The organism is Streptococcus oralis subsp. oralis (genome assembly GCF_000960035.1).
GTDB lineage: Bacteria > Bacillota > Bacilli > Lactobacillales > Streptococcaceae > Streptococcus > Streptococcus oralis_G.
In genome coordinates this window covers 106,392-122,957 of the sequence record NZ_JYGR01000002.1, presented here as the reverse complement: position 1 = coordinate 122,957, position 16,566 = coordinate 106,392, and the positions used below count along the sequence as shown (strand labels likewise).

General features: G+C 42.3%; 29 protein-coding genes. All 29 read left to right on the top strand.

Annotated features, from left to right (window positions below; translation table 11 throughout):
* The first annotated feature begins 69 nt into the window (after positions 1-69).
* The 29 genes from TZ92_RS10040 to rplO all read left to right on the top strand — a co-directional run bounded on the left by TZ92_RS10040 (position 70) and on the right by rplO (position 16,554).
* Positions 70-213: a hypothetical protein gene (locus tag TZ92_RS10040; protein ID WP_000933184.1), complete on the top strand. Its 144-nt coding sequence runs from the start codon at positions 70-72 to the stop codon at positions 211-213.
* Positions 214-248: 35 nt separating this feature from the next.
* Complete coding sequence (locus TZ92_RS00850; protein ID WP_033630414.1) at positions 249-1,766, top strand: hypothetical protein; 1,518 nt, start codon at positions 249-251, stop codon at positions 1,764-1,766.
* Between the two features lie 120 nt (positions 1,767-1,886).
* On the top strand, positions 1,887-4,094 hold the full coding sequence (gene nrdD, locus TZ92_RS00845) for an anaerobic ribonucleoside-triphosphate reductase (RefSeq protein WP_033630567.1): 2,208 nt from the start codon (positions 1,887-1,889) through the stop codon (positions 4,092-4,094).
* A gap of 11 nt (positions 4,095-4,105) precedes the next feature.
* Complete coding sequence (locus tag TZ92_RS00840; protein ID WP_033630413.1) at positions 4,106-4,246, top strand: hypothetical protein; 141 nt, start codon at positions 4,106-4,108, stop codon at positions 4,244-4,246.
* 44 nt (positions 4,247-4,290) lie between these two features.
* Positions 4,291-4,791 (top strand): GNAT family N-acetyltransferase, encoded by a 501-nt coding sequence (locus TZ92_RS00835; RefSeq protein WP_033630412.1) that lies wholly within the window; start codon positions 4,291-4,293, stop codon positions 4,789-4,791.
* Positions 4,792-4,800: 9 nt separating this feature from the next.
* Positions 4,801-5,307 carry a GNAT family N-acetyltransferase gene (locus tag TZ92_RS00830; RefSeq protein WP_033630411.1) on the top strand — a complete coding sequence of 169 codons (507 nt, stop codon included), beginning with the start codon at positions 4,801-4,803 and terminating at the stop codon, positions 5,305-5,307.
* Between the two features lie 4 nt (positions 5,308-5,311).
* Positions 5,312-5,908 (top strand): anaerobic ribonucleoside-triphosphate reductase activating protein, encoded by a 597-nt coding sequence (nrdG, locus tag TZ92_RS00825; protein ID WP_000220161.1) that lies wholly within the window; start codon positions 5,312-5,314, stop codon positions 5,906-5,908.
* The gene (locus TZ92_RS00820) at positions 5,905-6,531 is read left to right on the top strand and encodes a uridine kinase family protein (RefSeq protein WP_033630410.1); all 627 of its coding nucleotides are present in this window, start codon (positions 5,905-5,907) and stop codon (positions 6,529-6,531) included. The genes nrdG and TZ92_RS00820 overlap by 4 nt, the downstream gene beginning before the upstream one ends.
* 265 nt (positions 6,532-6,796) lie before the next feature.
* A complete protein-coding gene (rpsJ, locus tag TZ92_RS00815; protein ID WP_033630409.1) occupies positions 6,797-7,105 on the top strand; it encodes a 30S ribosomal protein S10 in 309 nt (102 codons plus the stop codon).
* An 82-nt stretch (positions 7,106-7,187) separates the two neighbouring features.
* Positions 7,188-7,814: a 50S ribosomal protein L3 gene (gene rplC / locus TZ92_RS00810; RefSeq protein WP_000160197.1), complete on the top strand. Its 627-nt coding sequence runs from the start codon at positions 7,188-7,190 to the stop codon at positions 7,812-7,814.
* A 24-nt stretch (positions 7,815-7,838) separates the two neighbouring features.
* A complete protein-coding gene (gene rplD / locus TZ92_RS00805) occupies positions 7,839-8,462 on the top strand; it encodes a 50S ribosomal protein L4 (RefSeq protein WP_000024537.1) in 624 nt (207 codons plus the stop codon).
* Positions 8,462-8,758 carry a 50S ribosomal protein L23 gene (locus TZ92_RS00800; protein ID WP_001055347.1) on the top strand — a complete coding sequence of 99 codons (297 nt, stop codon included), beginning with the start codon at positions 8,462-8,464 and terminating at the stop codon, positions 8,756-8,758. The genes rplD and TZ92_RS00800 overlap by 1 nt, the downstream gene beginning before the upstream one ends.
* Positions 8,759-8,775: 17 nt before the next feature.
* Entirely contained in the window at positions 8,776-9,609 is an 834-nt protein-coding gene (gene rplB / locus TZ92_RS00795) for a 50S ribosomal protein L2 (protein ID WP_000512910.1), read from the top strand.
* 103 nt (positions 9,610-9,712) lie between these two features.
* Complete coding sequence (rpsS, locus tag TZ92_RS00790; RefSeq protein ID WP_000533766.1) at positions 9,713-9,994, top strand: 30S ribosomal protein S19; 282 nt, start codon at positions 9,713-9,715, stop codon at positions 9,992-9,994.
* 11 nt (positions 9,995-10,005) lie between these two features.
* Entirely contained in the window at positions 10,006-10,350 is a 345-nt protein-coding gene (gene rplV / locus TZ92_RS00785) for a 50S ribosomal protein L22 (RefSeq protein ID WP_000818137.1), read from the top strand.
* Positions 10,351-10,362: 12 nt separating this feature from the next.
* On the top strand, positions 10,363-11,016 hold the full coding sequence (gene rpsC / locus TZ92_RS00780) for a 30S ribosomal protein S3 (RefSeq protein WP_000529936.1): 654 nt from the start codon (positions 10,363-10,365) through the stop codon (positions 11,014-11,016).
* Positions 11,017-11,019: 3 nt separating this feature from the next.
* Complete coding sequence (gene rplP, locus TZ92_RS00775) at positions 11,020-11,433, top strand: 50S ribosomal protein L16 (protein ID WP_000960948.1); 414 nt, start codon at positions 11,020-11,022, stop codon at positions 11,431-11,433.
* A 9-nt stretch (positions 11,434-11,442) separates the two neighbouring features.
* Positions 11,443-11,649 (top strand): 50S ribosomal protein L29, encoded by a 207-nt coding sequence (gene rpmC / locus TZ92_RS00770; RefSeq protein ID WP_000772918.1) that lies wholly within the window; start codon positions 11,443-11,445, stop codon positions 11,647-11,649.
* Between the two features lie 24 nt (positions 11,650-11,673).
* Positions 11,674-11,934, top strand: coding sequence for a 30S ribosomal protein S17 (gene rpsQ, locus TZ92_RS00765; protein ID WP_000440801.1), 261 nt, complete (start codon positions 11,674-11,676; stop codon positions 11,932-11,934).
* 25 nt (positions 11,935-11,959) lie between these two features.
* Positions 11,960-12,328, top strand: coding sequence for a 50S ribosomal protein L14 (rplN, locus tag TZ92_RS00760; RefSeq protein ID WP_000616545.1), 369 nt, complete (start codon positions 11,960-11,962; stop codon positions 12,326-12,328).
* Between the two features lie 77 nt (positions 12,329-12,405).
* Positions 12,406-12,711 (top strand): 50S ribosomal protein L24, encoded by a 306-nt coding sequence (gene rplX / locus TZ92_RS00755; RefSeq protein WP_000497691.1) that lies wholly within the window; start codon positions 12,406-12,408, stop codon positions 12,709-12,711.
* Between the two features lie 23 nt (positions 12,712-12,734).
* Entirely contained in the window at positions 12,735-13,277 is a 543-nt protein-coding gene (rplE, locus tag TZ92_RS00750; RefSeq protein WP_000013542.1) for a 50S ribosomal protein L5, read from the top strand.
* A gap of 17 nt (positions 13,278-13,294) precedes the next feature.
* A complete protein-coding gene (locus TZ92_RS00745) occupies positions 13,295-13,480 on the top strand; it encodes a type Z 30S ribosomal protein S14 (RefSeq protein ID WP_001085699.1) in 186 nt (61 codons plus the stop codon).
* Between the two features lie 213 nt (positions 13,481-13,693).
* The gene (gene rpsH, locus TZ92_RS00740) at positions 13,694-14,092 is read left to right on the top strand and encodes a 30S ribosomal protein S8 (RefSeq protein WP_000245504.1); all 399 of its coding nucleotides are present in this window, start codon (positions 13,694-13,696) and stop codon (positions 14,090-14,092) included.
* Between the two features lie 192 nt (positions 14,093-14,284).
* The gene (gene rplF, locus TZ92_RS00735; RefSeq protein WP_000086626.1) at positions 14,285-14,821 is read left to right on the top strand and encodes a 50S ribosomal protein L6; all 537 of its coding nucleotides are present in this window, start codon (positions 14,285-14,287) and stop codon (positions 14,819-14,821) included.
* Between the two features lie 83 nt (positions 14,822-14,904).
* Positions 14,905-15,261: a 50S ribosomal protein L18 gene (gene rplR, locus TZ92_RS00730; protein ID WP_000624044.1), complete on the top strand. Its 357-nt coding sequence runs from the start codon at positions 14,905-14,907 to the stop codon at positions 15,259-15,261.
* 17 nt (positions 15,262-15,278) lie between these two features.
* Positions 15,279-15,773, top strand: coding sequence for a 30S ribosomal protein S5 (gene rpsE, locus TZ92_RS00725; RefSeq protein ID WP_000874204.1), 495 nt, complete (start codon positions 15,279-15,281; stop codon positions 15,771-15,773).
* A gap of 13 nt (positions 15,774-15,786) precedes the next feature.
* A complete protein-coding gene (gene rpmD, locus TZ92_RS00720) occupies positions 15,787-15,969 on the top strand; it encodes a 50S ribosomal protein L30 (protein ID WP_000057241.1) in 183 nt (60 codons plus the stop codon).
* A 144-nt stretch (positions 15,970-16,113) separates the two neighbouring features.
* Positions 16,114-16,554, top strand: a complete 441-nt coding sequence (gene rplO, locus TZ92_RS00715) for a 50S ribosomal protein L15 (RefSeq protein WP_000766089.1) — start codon at positions 16,114-16,116, stop codon at positions 16,552-16,554.
* Positions 16,555-16,566 lie beyond the last annotated feature (12 nt).

Sequence of the window (16,566 nt, the reverse complement as noted above, 5' to 3'; positions counted from 1 at the left end):
CGACCAAGATCTAGCCCAAGGCTGGGTCTTTTTTGTCTTCTTACGAATAGATAAGTAAAGGAGAAAACCATGCTTAATCTAGAAGATGATGATTTTATCAGAGAGTATAGAAATAGTCGATTTCATCGTTTTCGTGAAATCGAACGCTTTGCGCTATTGGATAAGAAATTCAGCAAATATCAATCCCAAGCTGACATTCCTGTAAGATTTTGATATACTAAAACAGATAAACTTAGAGGAGAAATTGAATGAACGTATACGGGAAAATAGATGAGAAACAAGAAGAATCTCATTACCAAGACTGGTCAGTGCCAGAGAAACGAGAAGGAGCTCCTATTCCCTTTTTTAGTATCATGCTTTGGAGTTTAGTAGCCACAGCCATTTCGGTTGCCCTGCCTTTTATTTTTGGTTTAATCAGTCCGCAACAAAGTCAGGATCTTTATACCGGTTGGGCCTTGCATCAAAATGGTCAAATGTATACAGATTATTTTGGGACGGAGGGATTGCTCTATTATGTGCTAACCTACCTTTTTCAAGGCAGTATTCTGATTGCTTTGGTTGAGTGGTTGGCTTTGTTTGGAGCAGGTGTTTTTCTTTTTAAGGCTGCGGATACTCTTGTCGGCCAAGAAAAGGAAGCGAAACGAGTTGTCTTTATTTTATACTTGCTTGTAGCGGGCCTCGCTTTTGGTGGTGGCTATGCTCTCTTGCTAGCTCTGCCTTTCCTATTTTATTCATTGAGTATCGTTACAAATTATCTCGCTTTTCCAAAGGATGACAAAGGATTTGTACGAGTGGGTATGAGCCTTGCTCTCGCTTTCTTTCTTGCGCCAATCCCAACAGCCTTGTTTGCGGCTGTACTGGCCTTAGGGATTATCGGCTTTAATCTAGGCAAAGGTCACTTTGTTCATGGCCTATATCAGTTCTTTGCGTCAGCCCTAGGATTTTCACTTTTATTCTATCCTTTAGGCTACTATACAGTGTGGACAGGTAGTTTTGGGGATGCCATTAGCCAGACCTTGTATCCGGTAAATACTCTTAGCCTCTTTTCAAACTCGCATTTGCTTGAAAATGCAGCCTTCTATGGTTTACTTACTCTTGGGTTAGGTTCCCTTGGTTTGCTCTTTACAGGCTTGTTCCAGTCAAAACCAGCCAAGCAATATGCCCTCTCAATTGCTGCTAGCTTGGGATTGTTGGTTTCTTTGGGAATCTTGATTCTCTCCAAAGAACCTATCAACGGTACTCGTCTTGTGGTGCTAATTCCTTTCTTGGTCTTGCTCCTTCTGACAGGAATCAAGGAAGATGTTTCGGAGGGAGGGAGTCGTCGTAGAAGAAGACGTGAGAAACAAACTTCTTTCCTTAAAGGAAATTTCTATCTACCACTGATTGCCCTTGCCTACCTTATTGTTCTTCCTATCGTGAGTCGCTACCTTTCGCACCCAGCGACTTATCAGGAGAGAGACCGTCTTGCTAGCGTGGTTAAACAACAAACGAGTTCTGAGGATCGTGTCTATGTTTGGGATGATCGTCCTGATTTCTACCGTACCAGTGAGCGCTTGGCGCCAACTTCTCTATCAACTCCAACACTCTATACTGCAAGCGATGAAAATAAAACTAAACTGATGAATGACCTGAAAGAGAATCAACCGAAGATGATTGTGGTCAATCAAAAAGTTGCCTTGTGGTCAGATGTAGAGAGCTGGCTCAGTGAAAACTATGAGCTTGTTCAGACAGATACTAGCGAGTTCAAACTTTATAAATCAAAATAACAAAAAATCAATATCTTGTGGAATTTTAAAATTTTTAGGATTTTTAACACAAGATATTGATTTTTATTTTTAGAGTGGTATAATACTTCATAGAACAACATTTTAGAAAAGAGCATGGATATGATTGTATTAGAAGAAAAGCTTGCAACCGTTCCCACCTTGTTCGTTGAAAAACGAGATGGTAGACGTGTGGTGTTTGATGTAGACAAGATTGACAAGGCTCTCCACAAGGCAGCGGAAAAGGTTATGGACCTTACGCCTCTAGTAGAAAAACGCCTAAATGGTCTAGTTGAAAGAATAGTCACTGAAATTCACAGTCGCTTCCCTCAAGGTGTCAAGATTTACGAAATTCAAAATGTCGTAGAACATGAACTCCTTGAAGCCAAAGAGTATGCGCTGGCTGAGGAGTATATCACTTATCGGACACAAAGGGATTTTGAGCGCTCAAAAGCGACAGATATCAACTTTAGTATCCATAAACTTCTCAATAAAGATCAAGCAGTTGTCAATGAAAATGCCAATAAAGACAGCGATGTCTTCAACACCCAACGTGATTTGACAGCAGGGATTGTTGGGAAGTCGATCGGGCTGCAAATGCTTCCTAAGCACGTAGCCAATGCTCATCAAAAAGGGGATATCCACTATCATGACTTGGACTACAGCCCCTACACTCCTATGACCAACTGCTGTTTGATTGATTTTAAAGGCATGTTGGAAAATGGTTTTAAGATTGGAAATGCAGAGGTAGAGAGTCCCAAGTCAATCCAGACTGCGACAGCTCAGATTTCCCAAATCATCGCTAATGTCGCTTCTAGCCAGTACGGAGGCTGTTCAGCTGATCGTATCGATGAAGTCTTGGCTCCTTATGCGGAGAAGAATTATCAAAAGCACCTCAAGGATGCGGAAGAATGGGTCTTGCCTGAAAAACGGGAAGATTACGCTTGGAAGAAAACTCAAAAAGATATCTATGATGCCATGCAATCTCTTGAGTATGAAATCAACACCCTCTTCACTTCAAATGGACAAACACCTTTTACTTCGCTCGGTTTTGGTCTAGGAACTAGTCGTTTTGAACGGGAAATTCAAAAAGCTATTTTGACCATTCGTATCAAGGGGCTTGGTTCAGAACACCGCACAGCCATCTTCCCTAAACTCATCTTTACGCTTAAAAGAGGACTTAACTTAGAGGAAGGTTCACCTAACTACGACATCAAACAGTTGGCCCTCGAGTGTGCAACCAAGCGGATGTACCCAGATGTCTTGTCCTATGATAAGATTATCGAGCTGACAGGCTCCTTCAAGGTTCCTATGGGATGCCGTTCTTTCCTCCAAGGCTGGAAAGATGAAAATGGTGTTGAGGTCAATTCAGGTCGGATGAATCTAGGCGTTGTTACGGTCAATTTGCCTCGTATCGCCCTCGAGTCTGAAGGAGATCTGAATAAGTTCTGGGAAATCTTCAATGAGCGGATGAATATCGCGGAAGATGCTTTGGTTTACCGTGTTGAACGTACCAAGGAAGCAACACCAGCGAATGCCCCTATCCTCTATCAGTATGGAGCCTTCGGTCGCCGTCTCGGAAAAGAAGAAAGTGTTGACCAACTCTTTAAGAATCGCCGTGCGACAGTTTCGCTGGGCTACATCGGTTTGTACGAGGTAGCGACAGTCTTCTTTGGAAACAGCTGGGAAAGCAATCCTGAAGCCAAGGAATTCACATTGGATATCATTCGCGATATGAAACGTCGTGTGGAAGAGTGGTCTGACCAATATGGTTACCATTTCTCAATCTACTCCACACCGTCTGAAAGTCTAACAGATCGCTTCTGTCGCTTGGATACAGAGAAGTTCGGCTCTATTCCTGATATCACGGACAAGGAATACTATACCAACTCGTTCCACTACGATGTCCGCAAAAATCCAACACCATTTGAAAAATTAGACTTTGAGAAAGTTTACCCAGAAGCAGGTGCGTCAGGTGGTTTCATCCATTATTGTGAGTATCCAGTTCTTCAACAAAATCCTAAAGCCTTGGAAGCTGTTTGGGACTATGCCTATGACCGTGTCGGCTATCTAGGGACCAATACTCCGATTGATCGTTGCTACAAGTGCGACTTTGAAGGGGATTTTGAACCAACTGAGAGAGGGTTTGCTTGTCCCAACTGTGGCAATAGCGATCCTAAAACAGTAGATGTGGTCAAACGTACGTGTGGTTATCTGGGAAATCCTCAAGCACGTCCGATGGTTAACGGACGCCACAAGGAAATCGCTGCGCGTGTCAAACACATGAATGGCTCTACTATCAAAACAGCTGGACATGAAGTAACAAATTAGAAGGAAACGGAATGGGGAAATACCAATTAGACGATAAGGGACGCGCACAAGTGACCCGTTATCACGAGAAACGCTCTAAAGGTGGGACAGGTAAAAAAGAACGCTTGCTCAACCTCAGAGAACAGTTTTTAAACAAGAACAAGAAAAAATAAAAGTGAGAGTCTGCTCTCACTTTTCTCTTAGGTGGGAGGGGAATATGGAACTACGCAGACCAAGATTAGCAGATAAAGAAACAGTTTTAGAGATGATGGCAGAGTTTGAAAAAAGCCAATCAGCCCACGATGGCGGGTTTTGGGATACGGAGAATTTTGTTTACGAAGAGTGGTTAGAAGAAAATCTTCAAGCGGAAGCGGGACTCAATATTCCTGAAAACTGGGTTCCTGCTATCCAGCTGGTTAGTTTTGACGTAGCAGGCCAGGCTCTTGGCTTTCTCAACCTTCGTCTCCGATTAAATGACTACTTACTAGAAAATGGGGGCCATATTGGCTACTCCATTCGTCCATCTGAAAGAGGTAAGGGTTATGCGAAAGAATCCCTCCGACAAGGTCTACAAGTTGCTAAGGGAAAGAATATTAAACGAGCTTTAGTGACTTGTAGCACAAAAAATCCAGCAAGCCGAGCTGTTATCTTAGCTAATGGTGGGGTGTTTGAGGATGTTCGAAACGGAACGGAGCGCTATTGGATTGATGTCGATTAAGGAGGAAGCATGGAGCTAAGACGACCAACTTTGGAAGATAAAGAAGCGATATTAGAGATGATTGCGGAGTTCGATGCAGCAAAATCCTATATGCACGGTGGCATGGGCTCCGCTTGGAAGCGAGCAAAGGATTATGAGGATTGTTTAAAAATTGTAGAGCAGCAAGAGGATGCTGCCAACCTGCCAGTATGCTGGGTTCCTGCAATCAAATTTTTATCCTTTGATGAGACTGGCTTGCCTTTGGGATTTTTAGCCCTGCGCTTGTCCTTGAATGACAAATTATTTGTGGAAGGCGGTCATATTGGCTATTCTATCCGTCCCAGTCAACGAGGCAAAGGATATGGGAAGGAGCAGTTGAGATTAGGACTAGCAGAGGCTCGAAAGCAAGGATTGGAACGAGTGCTGATTACCTGCGATGAAGACAACGAAGCCAGCCGCCGCACGATTCTCTCCGCTGGCGGTGTTTACGAAAATACAATCGATAGAAGTCAGCGCTACTGGATAGATTTGGAGTAAAAGGATGACATGGAATACACCAAAACCAGGTGAATGGAAAAGTGAGGAACTTAGCAAAGGGCGAATCATTGATTACAAGGCCTTTAACTTTGTCGATGGAGAAGGTGTGCGCAACTCTCTCTATGTATCAGGTTGCATGTTTCACTGCGAGGGGTGCTATAATGTTGCGACTTGGTCTTTCAATGCAGGCATTCCTTATACAGCAGAGTTAGAAGAACAGATCATGGTAGACCTTGCCCAGCCCTATGTTCAAGGCTTGACCTTACTGGGAGGAGAGCCGTTCCTCAATACTGGTATCCTCTTGCCCCTCGTTAAACGCATCCGAAAGGAATTGCCAGAAAAAGACATCTGGTCTTGGACGGGCTACACTTGGGAAGAAATGATGCTGGAGACTCCAGATAAACTGGAACTCTTATCATTGATTGACATCCTTGTCGATGGACGGTATGATAAAAGCAAGCGCAATCTCATGCTCCAGTTTCGAGGTTCCTCTAATCAACGTATCATTGATGTGCAAAAATCCCTCAAAAGTGGGCAAGTGGTGATTTGGGACAAGCTTAATGACGGAAAAGAAAGCTATGAACAGGTGAAGAGAGAATGAAGAAAAAAGACCTGATAGAACAACTGGTTTCAGAGATCGAAACGGGGAGAGTTAGGACGCTAGGGATCTACGGTCATGGGGCTTCAGGCAAGTCAAGCTTCGCTCAGGAATTACATCAAGCCCTAGATTCTACTACAGTAAATTTACTAGAAACAGATCCCTATATCACCCCAGAACGTCACCTGGTAGTACCAAAGCAAGCGCCAGATCAAAAGGTGACAGCTTGTCTGCCTGTAGCACATGAACTGGCAAGTTTGCAGAGAGATATTCTCGCCTTGCAGGCAGGTATGGATGTCTTAACAATCGATGAACCGTGGAAGGATAGCGAGGTCTTGTCTGGAGCTAAGCCGATTCTGATTGTTGAAGGGATGTCTGTGGGTTTTCTACCCAAGGAACTCTTTGACAAAACTATCTGTTTCTACACGGATGAAGAAACAGAGTTAAAGAGGCGCCTAGCTCGAGATACGACTATGAGAAATCGCGATGCATCTTTTGTATTAGCTAGCCATCAGATGAGACGGGAGCAGTATCTGCGATACTATAGAGAAAACGAGTCTAAAGCGGACATTTTAGTAGATCAATCAGAAGATACATTCAAGGTCAAAATGACACACATTATATAGAAGAAAAGACGGTTTTTTATAGATATAAATCCGTAATCTTGGAAAGATGAAAAGAGAAAACAGTTTCATCCTAAAAAAACGAAAAAAAGCTCATAAATCCCTTGCAATCGCAGGGGCTTTGTGTTATTCTATTATGGTGCTGTAAATTACAGCCTTAGCTTTGATGCAAGAGGTTGCGACACGCTCGGTTGCATTGCCACGCAACGCGCGTCGGTTTTCTTGTGGAGCTAGCCTATTATCTTAAATAGACGAAAAGGAGAAAAAGATGGCAAACAAAAAAATCCGTATCCGTTTGAAAGCTTACGAACACCGTACGCTTGACACAGCGGCTACAAAAATCGTAGAATCAGCTACTCGTACAGGTGCACAAGTTGCGGGTCCAATCCCGCTTCCAACTGAGCGTAGCCTCTACACAATCATTCGTGCGACTCACAAATACAAAGACTCTCGCGAACAATTTGAAATGCGTACACACAAACGTTTGATCGATATCGTTAACCCAACTCAAAAAACAGTTGATGCGTTGATGAAATTGGATCTTCCAAGTGGTGTAAACGTAGAAATCAAGCTTTAATCCAAAGTTTGAAACCTTGAGCATGAAAAACGCTCGTTAAAAACTTTTTGAATAAAAAATATAGAAAAGGAACTATTTTCTCATGACAAAAGGAATCTTAGGGAAAAAAGTGGGAATGACTCAAATCTTCACTGAAGCTGGCGAATTGATCCCTGTAACAGTTATTGAAGCAACTCCAAACGTTGTTCTTCAAGTTAAAACTGTTGAAACAGACGGATACAACGCTATCCAAGTTGGTTTCGATGACAAACGCGAAGTATTGAGCAACAAACCTGCTAAAGGACATGTAGCGAAAGCTAACACGGCTCCTAAGCGCTTCATTCGTGAATTCAAAAACGTTGAAGGCTTGGAAGTTGGTGCTGAAATCACAGTTGAAACATTCGCGGCTGGAGACGTTGTTGACGTAACTGGTACTTCTAAAGGTAAAGGTTTCCAAGGTGTTATCAAACGCCACGGACAATCACGTGGACCAATGGCTCACGGTTCTCGTTACCACCGTCGTCCAGGTTCTATGGGACCTGTTGCACCTAACCGCGTATTCAAAGGTAAAAACCTTGCAGGACGTATGGGTGGCGACCGCGTAACAATTCAAAACCTTGAAGTTGTACAAGTTGTTCCAGAAAAGAACGTTATCCTTATCAAAGGGAACGTACCAGGTGCTAAGAAATCTCTTATCACTATCAAATCAGCAGTTAAAGCTGGTAAATAATAAAGAAAGGGGAAATCAGTCACAATGGCAAACGTAACATTATTTGACCAAACTGGTAAAGAAGCTGGCCAAGTTGTTCTTAACGATGCAGTATTTGGTATTGAACCAAATGAATCAGTTGTGTTTGATGTGATCATCAGCCAACGCGCAAGCCTTCGTCAAGGAACACATGCTGTTAAAAACCGCTCTGCAGTATCAGGTGGTGGACGCAAACCATGGCGTCAAAAAGGAACTGGACGTGCTCGTCAAGGTTCTATCCGCTCACCACAATGGCGTGGTGGTGGTGTTGTCTTCGGACCAACTCCACGTTCATACGGCTACAAACTTCCACAAAAAGTTCGTCGCCTAGCTCTTAAATCAGTTTACTCTGAAAAAGTTGCTGAAAACAAATTCGTAGCTGTAGACGCTCTTTCATTTACAGCTCCAAAAACTGCTGAATTTGCAAAAGTTCTTGCAGCATTGAGCATCGATTCTAAAGTTCTTGTTATCCTTGAAGAAGGAAATGAATTCGCAGCTCTTTCGGCTCGTAACCTTCCAAACGTGAAAGTTGCAACTGCTACAACTGCAAGTGTTCTTGACATCGCAAATAGCGACAAACTTCTTGTCACACAAGCAGCTATCTCTAAAATCGAGGAGGTTCTTGCATAATGAATTTGTATGATGTTATCAAAAAACCTGTTATCACTGAAAGCTCAATGGCTCAACTTGAAGCAGGAAAATATGTATTTGAAGTTGACACTCGTGCACACAAACTTTTGATCAAGCAAGCTGTTGAAGCTGCTTTCGAAGGTGTTAAAGTTGCCAACGTTAACACAATCAACGTAAAACCTAAAGCGAAGCGTGTTGGACGTTACACTGGTTTTACTAACAAAACTAAAAAAGCTATCATCACACTTACAGCTGATTCAAAAGCAATCGAGTTGTTCGCTGCTGAAGCTGAATAATCTAAGGAGGAAATATCGTGGGAATTCGTGTTTATAAACCAACAACAAACGGTCGCCGTAATATGACTTCTTTGGATTTCGCTGAAATCACAACAAGCACTCCTGAAAAATCATTGCTTGTTGCTTTGAAGAGCAAGGCTGGTCGTAACAACAACGGTCGTATCACTGTTCGTCACCAAGGTGGTGGACACAAACGTTTCTACCGTTTGGTTGACTTCAAACGTAACAAAGACAACGTTGAAGCAGTTGTTAAAACTATCGAGTACGATCCAAACCGTTCTGCAAACATCGCTCTTGTACACTACACTGACGGTGTGAAAGCATACATCATCGCTCCAAAAGGTCTTGAAGTTGGTCAACGTATCGTTTCAGGTCCTGAAGCAGATATCAAAGTCGGAAACGCTCTTCCACTTGCTAACATCCCAGTTGGTACTTTGATCCACAACATCGAATTGAAACCAGGTCGTGGTGGAGAATTGGTACGTGCTGCTGGTGCTTCTGCCCAAGTATTGGGTCAAGAAGGTAAATACGTTCTTGTTCGTCTTCAATCTGGCGAAGTTCGTATGATTCTTGGAACTTGTCGTGCTACAGTTGGTGTTGTCGGAAATGAACAACATGGACTTGTAAACCTTGGTAAAGCAGGACGTAGCCGTTGGAAAGGTATCCGCCCAACAGTTCGTGGTTCTGTAATGAACCCTAACGATCACCCACACGGTGGTGGTGAAGGTAAAGCACCAGTTGGTCGTAAAGCGCCATCTACTCCATGGGGCAAACCTGCTCTTGGTCTTAAAACTCGTAACAAGAAAGCGAAATCTGACAAACTTATCGTTCGTCGTCGCAACGAGAAATAATAGTAAACTAGTCGCCTAAGCAACTAGGAAATCCGCCAGCTCGGTAGCGCTCCATGTGAGCGCAAGCCGCTGTGGTACAACATTTAAAGGAGAAAAAATAAAAATGGGACGCAGTCTTAAAAAAGGACCTTTCGTCGATGAGCATTTGATGAAAAAAGTTGAAGCTCAAGCTAACGACGAAAAGAAAAAAGTTATCAAAACTTGGTCACGTCGTTCAACGATCTTCCCAAGTTTCATTGGTTACACTATCGCAGTTTATGACGGGCGTAAACACGTACCTGTTTACATCCAAGAAGACATGGTAGGTCACAAACTTGGTGAATTTGCACCAACTCGTACTTACAAAGGTCACGCTGCAGACGACAAGAAAACACGTAGAAAATAAGGAGAACATAAATGGCAGAAATTACTTCAGCTAAAGCAATGGCTCGTACAGTACGTGTTTCACCTCGTAAATCACGTCTTGTTCTTGACAACATCCGTGGTAAAAGCGTAGCCGATGCTATTGCAATCTTGACATTCACACCAAACAAAGCTGCTGAAATCATCTTGAAAGTCTTGAATTCAGCTGTAGCTAACGCTGAAAACAACTTTGGTTTGGACAAAGCTAACTTGGTAGTATCTGAAGCATTCGCAAACGAAGGACCAACTATGAAACGTTTCCGTCCACGTGCGAAAGGTTCAGCTTCACCAATCAACAAACGTACAGCTCACATCACTGTGGCTGTTGCAGAAAAATAAGGAGGTAACATCGTGGGTCAAAAAGTACATCCAATTGGTATGCGTGTCGGCATCATCCGTGATTGGGATGCCAAATGGTATGCTGAAAAAGAATACGCGGATTACCTTCATGAAGATCTTGCAATCCGTAAATTCGTTCAAAAAGAACTTGCTGACGCAGCAGTTTCAACTATCGAAATTGAACGCGCAGTAAACAAAGTTAACGTTTCACTTCACACTGCTAAACCAGGTATGGTTATCGGTAAAGGTGGTGCTAACGTTGATGCACTCCGTGCAAAACTTAACAAATTGACTGGAAAACAAGTACACATCAACATCATCGAAATCAAACAACCTGATTTGGATGCTCACCTTGTAGGTGAAGGAATTGCTCGTCAATTGGAGCAACGTGTTGCTTTCCGTCGTGCACAAAAACAAGCAATCCAACGTGCAATGCGTGCTGGAGCTAAAGGAATCAAAACTCAAGTATCAGGTCGTTTGAACGGTGCAGATATCGCCCGTGCTGAAGGATACTCTGAAGGAACTGTTCCACTTCACACACTTCGTGCAGATATCGATTACGCTTGGGAAGAAGCAGATACTACATACGGTAAACTTGGTGTTAAAGTATGGATCTACCGTGGTGAAGTTCTTCCAGCTCGTAAAAACACTAAAGGAGGTAAATAACCAATGTTAGTACCTAAACGTGTTAAACACCGTCGTGAATTCCGTGGAAAAATGCGCGGTGAAGCAAAAGGTGGAAAAGAAGTAGCATTCGGTGAATACGGTCTTCAAGCTACAACTAGCCACTGGATCACTAACCGCCAAATCGAAGCTGCTCGTATCGCCATGACTCGTTACATGAAACGTGGTGGTAAAGTTTGGATTAAAATCTTCCCACACAAATCATACACTGCTAAAGCTATCGGTGTGCGTATGGGATCTGGTAAAGGGGCACCTGAAGGTTGGGTAGCACCAGTTAAACGTGGTAAAGTGATGTTTGAAGTTGCTGGTGTATCTGAAGAGATCGCTCGCGAAGCGCTTCGTCTTGCAAGCCACAAATTGCCAGTTAAATGTAAATTCGTAAAACGTGAAGCAGAATAAGGAGAAGGCATGAAACTTAATGAAGTAAAAGAATTTGTTAAAGAACTTCGTGGTCTTTCTCAAGAAGAACTCGCGAAGCGCGAAAACGAATTGAAAAAAGAATTGTTTGAACTTCGTTTCCAAGCTGCTACTGGTCAATTGGAACAAACAGCTCGCTTGAAAGAAGTTAAAAAACAAATCGCTCGTATCAAAACAGTTCAATCTGAAGCGAAATAATAGACTAGGGAAGGAGAAATTTCAATGGAACGCAATAATCGTAAAGTTCTTGTTGGACGTGTTGTATCTGACAAAATGGACAAGACAATCACAGTTGTAGTTGAAACAAAACGTAACCACCCAGTCTATGGTAAACGTATTAACTACTCTAAAAAATACAAAGCACATGATGAAAACAATGTTGCCAAAGAAGGCGATATCGTACGTATCATGGAAACTCGTCCGCTTTCAGCTACAAAACGTTTCCGTCTTGTAGAAGTTGTTGAAGAAGCGGTCATCATCTAATCAAACCTGAAAGGAGAAAACTGAAATGATTCAAACAGAAACTCGTTTGAAAGTCGCAGACAACAGCGGTGCGCGCGAAATCTTGACTATCAAAGTTCTTGGTGGTTCAGGACGTAAATTTGCAAACATCGGTGATGTTATCGTGGCATCTGTAAAACAAGCTACTCCTGGTGGTGCGGTTAAAAAAGGTGACGTTGTAAAAGCTGTTATCGTTCGTACTAAATCAGGTGCTCGTCGTGCTGATGGTTCATACATCAAATTTGACGAAAACGCAGCAGTTATCATCCGTGAAGACAAAACTCCTCGCGGAACACGTATCTTTGGCCCAGTTGCACGTGAATTGCGTGAAGGTGGCTTCATGAAGATCGTGTCACTTGCTCCAGAAGTACTTTAATTTTTAGAAACAAACTAGTCCCCTAGCTTCAAGCTAGGGTGCCCTTATGGGCGTAAGAAAAATCAAGGAGAAACCTAATGTTTGTAAAAAAAGGCGACAAAGTTCGCGTAATCGCTGGTAAAGATAAGGGAACAGAAGCTGTTGTCCTTACTGCCCTTCCAAAAGTAAACAAAGTTATCGTTGAAGGTGTGAACATCGTTAAGAAACACCAACGTCCAACTAACGAGCTTCCTCAAGGTGGTATCATCGAGAAAGAAGCAGCTATCCACGTATCAAACGTTCAAGTATTGGACAAAAATGGTGTAGCTGGTCGTGTTGGTTACAAATTTGTAGACGGTAAAAAAGTTCGCTACAACAAAAAATCAGGCGAAGTGCTTGATTAATCACGAAGGAAAGGAGAAGTATAATGGCAAATCGTTTAAAAGAAAAATATCTTAATGAAGTAGTTCCTGCTTTGACAGAACAATTCAACTACTCATCAGTGATGGCTGTGCCTAAAGTAGATAAGATCGTTTTGAACATGGGTGTTGGTGAAGCTGTATCAAACGCTAAAAGTCTTGAAAAAGCTGCTGAAGAATTGGCACTTATCTCAGGTCAAAAACCACTTATCACTAAAGCTAAAAAATCAATCGCCGGCTTCCGTCTTCGTGAAGGTGTAGCGATCGGTGCAAAAGTTACCCTTCGTGGTGAACGTATGTACGAATTCTTGGACAAATTGGTTTCAGTTTCACTTCCACGTGTGCGTGACTTCCACGGTGTTCCAACAAAATCATTTGATGGACGCGGAAACTACACTCTTGGTGTGAAAGAACAATTGATCTTCCCAGAAATCAACTTTGATGACGTTGACAAAACTCGTGGTCTTGACATCGTTATCGTAACAACTGCTAACACTGACGAAGAGTCACGTGCATTGCTTACAGGCCTTGGAATGCCTTTTGCAAAATAATATAGGAGGTATAACTAATGGCTAAAAAATCTATGATTGCTAAGAACAAACGCCCAGCGAAGTTCTCTACTCAAGCATACACTCGCTGTGAACGTTGTGGACGTCCACATTCAGTTTACCGCAAATTTAAACTTTGCCGTGTTTGCTTCCGTGAATTAGCTTACAAAGGACAAATTCCTGGTGTAACAAAAGCATCTTGGTAATATCATGATACAAAGAGCGTAACAACCACAGCAAAAATAGGAAATTTGGTGGAGGAGCGATGCTCCAAAACAAATTTATCTTTTTTGCACAGGTTGTAGCTCGTGTTCAAATAAGAGTTCTCTCATTTGAATGTGTCAATACTATCTGAGCCTAGCTCAATCATTAACTAGCAAGTGCAACTTGCAAACTACTAGTAAGAGGAGAAAAACAAAATGGTTATGACTGACCCAATCGCAGACTTCCTAACTCGTATTCGTAACGCTAACCAAGCGAAACACGAAGTACTTGAAGTACCTGCATCAAACATCAAAAAAGGGATTGCTGAAATCCTTAAACGCGAAGGTTTTGTTAAGAACGTAGAAATCATCGAAGATGACAAACAAGGCATCATCCGTGTTTTCCTTAAATACGGACCAAACGGTGAAAAAGTTATCACTAACTTGAAACGTGTTTCTAAACCAGGACTTCGTGTCTACAAAAAACGTGAAGATCTTCCAAAAGTTCTTAACGGACTTGGAATTGCTATCCTTTCAACTTCTGAAGGTTTGCTTACTGATAAAGAAGCTCGCCAAAAGAACGTTGGTGGAGAGGTTATCGCTTACGTTTGGTAAAATCAAGATACAAAGCTCGTAAAGAACAAAGCAAAATTAGGAAGTTGGAGAAGTTTGTTTACAAACAAGCCAACTTATCTATTTTGCACAGTTCTTAGAGCGTGTTCAATTTAGCTATTGAACTCAATAAGTATCTTTAACCCCGTGAAAACTGGCCATTCTGGCCTGACAATTTAACAGGAGAAAATAAACATGTCACGTATTGGTAATAAAGTTATCGTGTTGCCTGCTGGTGTTGAAATCACTAACAATGACAACGTTGTAACTGTAAAAGGACCTAAAGGAGAACTTACTCGTGAGTTCTCAAAAGATATTGAAATTCGTGTGGAAGGTACTGAAGTAACTCTTCACCGTCCAAACGATTCAAAAGAAATGAAAACAATCCACGGAACTACTCGTGCCCTTTTGAACAACATGGTTGTTGGTGTATCAGAAGGATTCAAGAAAGAACTTGAAATGCGCGGGGTTGGTTACCGTGCACAACTTCAAGGATCTAAACTTGTTTTGGCTGTTGGTAAATCTCATCCAGACGAAGTTGAAGCTCCAGAAGGAATTACTTTTGAACTTCCAAACCCAACAACAATCGTTGTTAGCGGAATTTCAAAAGAAGTAGTTGGTCAAACAGCTGCTTACGTACGTAGCCTTCGTTCACCAGAACCATATAAAGGTAAGGGTATCCGTTACGTTGGTGAATTCGTTCGCCGTAAAGAAGGTAAAACAGGTAAATAATGTTGAGTGGTTGATTTTTAACCACCAACCTATTTTCCAACTTAGTGCATAGCACACGATTTAAAACTAAAGAGGTGAAAACTGTGATTTCTAAACCAGATAAAAACAAACTCCGCCAAAAACGCCACCGTCGCGTTCGCGGAAAACTCTCTGGAACTGCTGATCGCCCACGTTTGAACGTATTCCGTTCTAATACAGGCATCTACGCTCAAGTGATTGATGACGTAGCGGGTGTAACGCTCGCAAGTGCTTCAACTCTTGACAAAGAAGTTTCAAAAGGAACTAAAACTGAACAAGCCGTTGCTGTCGGTAAACTCGTTGCAGAACGTGCAAACGCTAAAGGTATTTCAGAAGTGGTGTTCGACCGCGGTGGATATCTATATCACGGACGTGTGAAAGCTTTGGCTGATGCAGCTCGTGAAAACGGATTGAAATTCTAATAGGAGGACACTAGAAAATGGCATTTAAAGACAATGCAGTTGAATTAGAAGAACGCGTAGTTGCTGTCAACCGTGTTACAAAAGTTGTTAAAGGTGGACGTCGTCTTCGTTTCGCAGCTCTTGTTGTTGTTGGTGACCACAACGGTCGCGTAGGATTTGGTACTGGTAAAGCTCAAGAAGTTCCAGAAGCAATCCGCAAAGCAGTAGAAGATGCTAAGAAAAACTTGATTGAAGTTCCTATGGTTGGAACAACAATCCCACACGAAGTTCTTTCAGAATTCGGTGGAGCTAAAGTATTGTTGAAACCTGCTGTAGAAGGTTCTGGAGTTGCCGCTGGTGGTGCCGTTCGTGCCGTTGTGGAATTGGCAGGTGTGGCAGATATTACATCTAAATCACTTGGCTCTAACACTCCAATCAACATTGTTCGCGCAACTGTTGAAGGTTTGAAACAATTGAAACGCGCTGAAGAAGTTGCTGCCCTTCGTGGTATTTCAGTTTCTGATTTGGCATAAGAAAGGGGATAAAATGGCTCAAATTAAAATTACTTTGACTAAGTCTCCAATCGGACGCATTCCATCACAACGTAAAACTGTTGTAGCACTTGGACTTGGCAAATTGAACAGCTCTGTTATCAAAGAAGACAACGCTGCTATCCGTGGTATGATCACTGCAGTATCTCACTTGGTAACAGTTGAAGAAGTAAACTAATGAATTTTTAGGGGATGTGGCAATACTCATCCCCTAAAACTAGGTATAGTCATCTTAGATGACGATGTATAGGCGAGTTGATAAGGGAGACAACCTTTTCTCTCTTATCGGCGCTAGCATTTTACAAAAGAGGAGAAAATAATAATGAAACTTCATGAATTGAAACCTGCAGAAGGTTCTCGTAAAGTACGTAACCGTGTTGGTCGTGGTACTTCATCAGGTAACGGTAAAACATCTGGTCGCGGTCAAAAAGGTCAAAAAGCTCGTAGCGGTGGCGGAGTTCGCCTTGGTTTTGAAGGTGGACAAACTCCATTGTTCCGTCGTCTTCCAAAACGTGGATTCACTAACATCAACGCTAAAGAATACGCAATTGTAAACCTTGACCAATTGAACGTCTTTGAAGACGGTGCAGAAGTAACTCCAGTTGTACTTATCGAAGCAGGAATTGTGAAAGCTGAAAAATCAGGAGTTAAAATTCTTGGTAACGGTGAGTTGACTAAGAAATTGACTGTGAAAGCAGCTAAATTCTCTAAATCAGCTGAGGAAGCTATCACTGCTAAAGGTGGTTCTGTAGAAGTCATCTAAGAGAGGTGACCC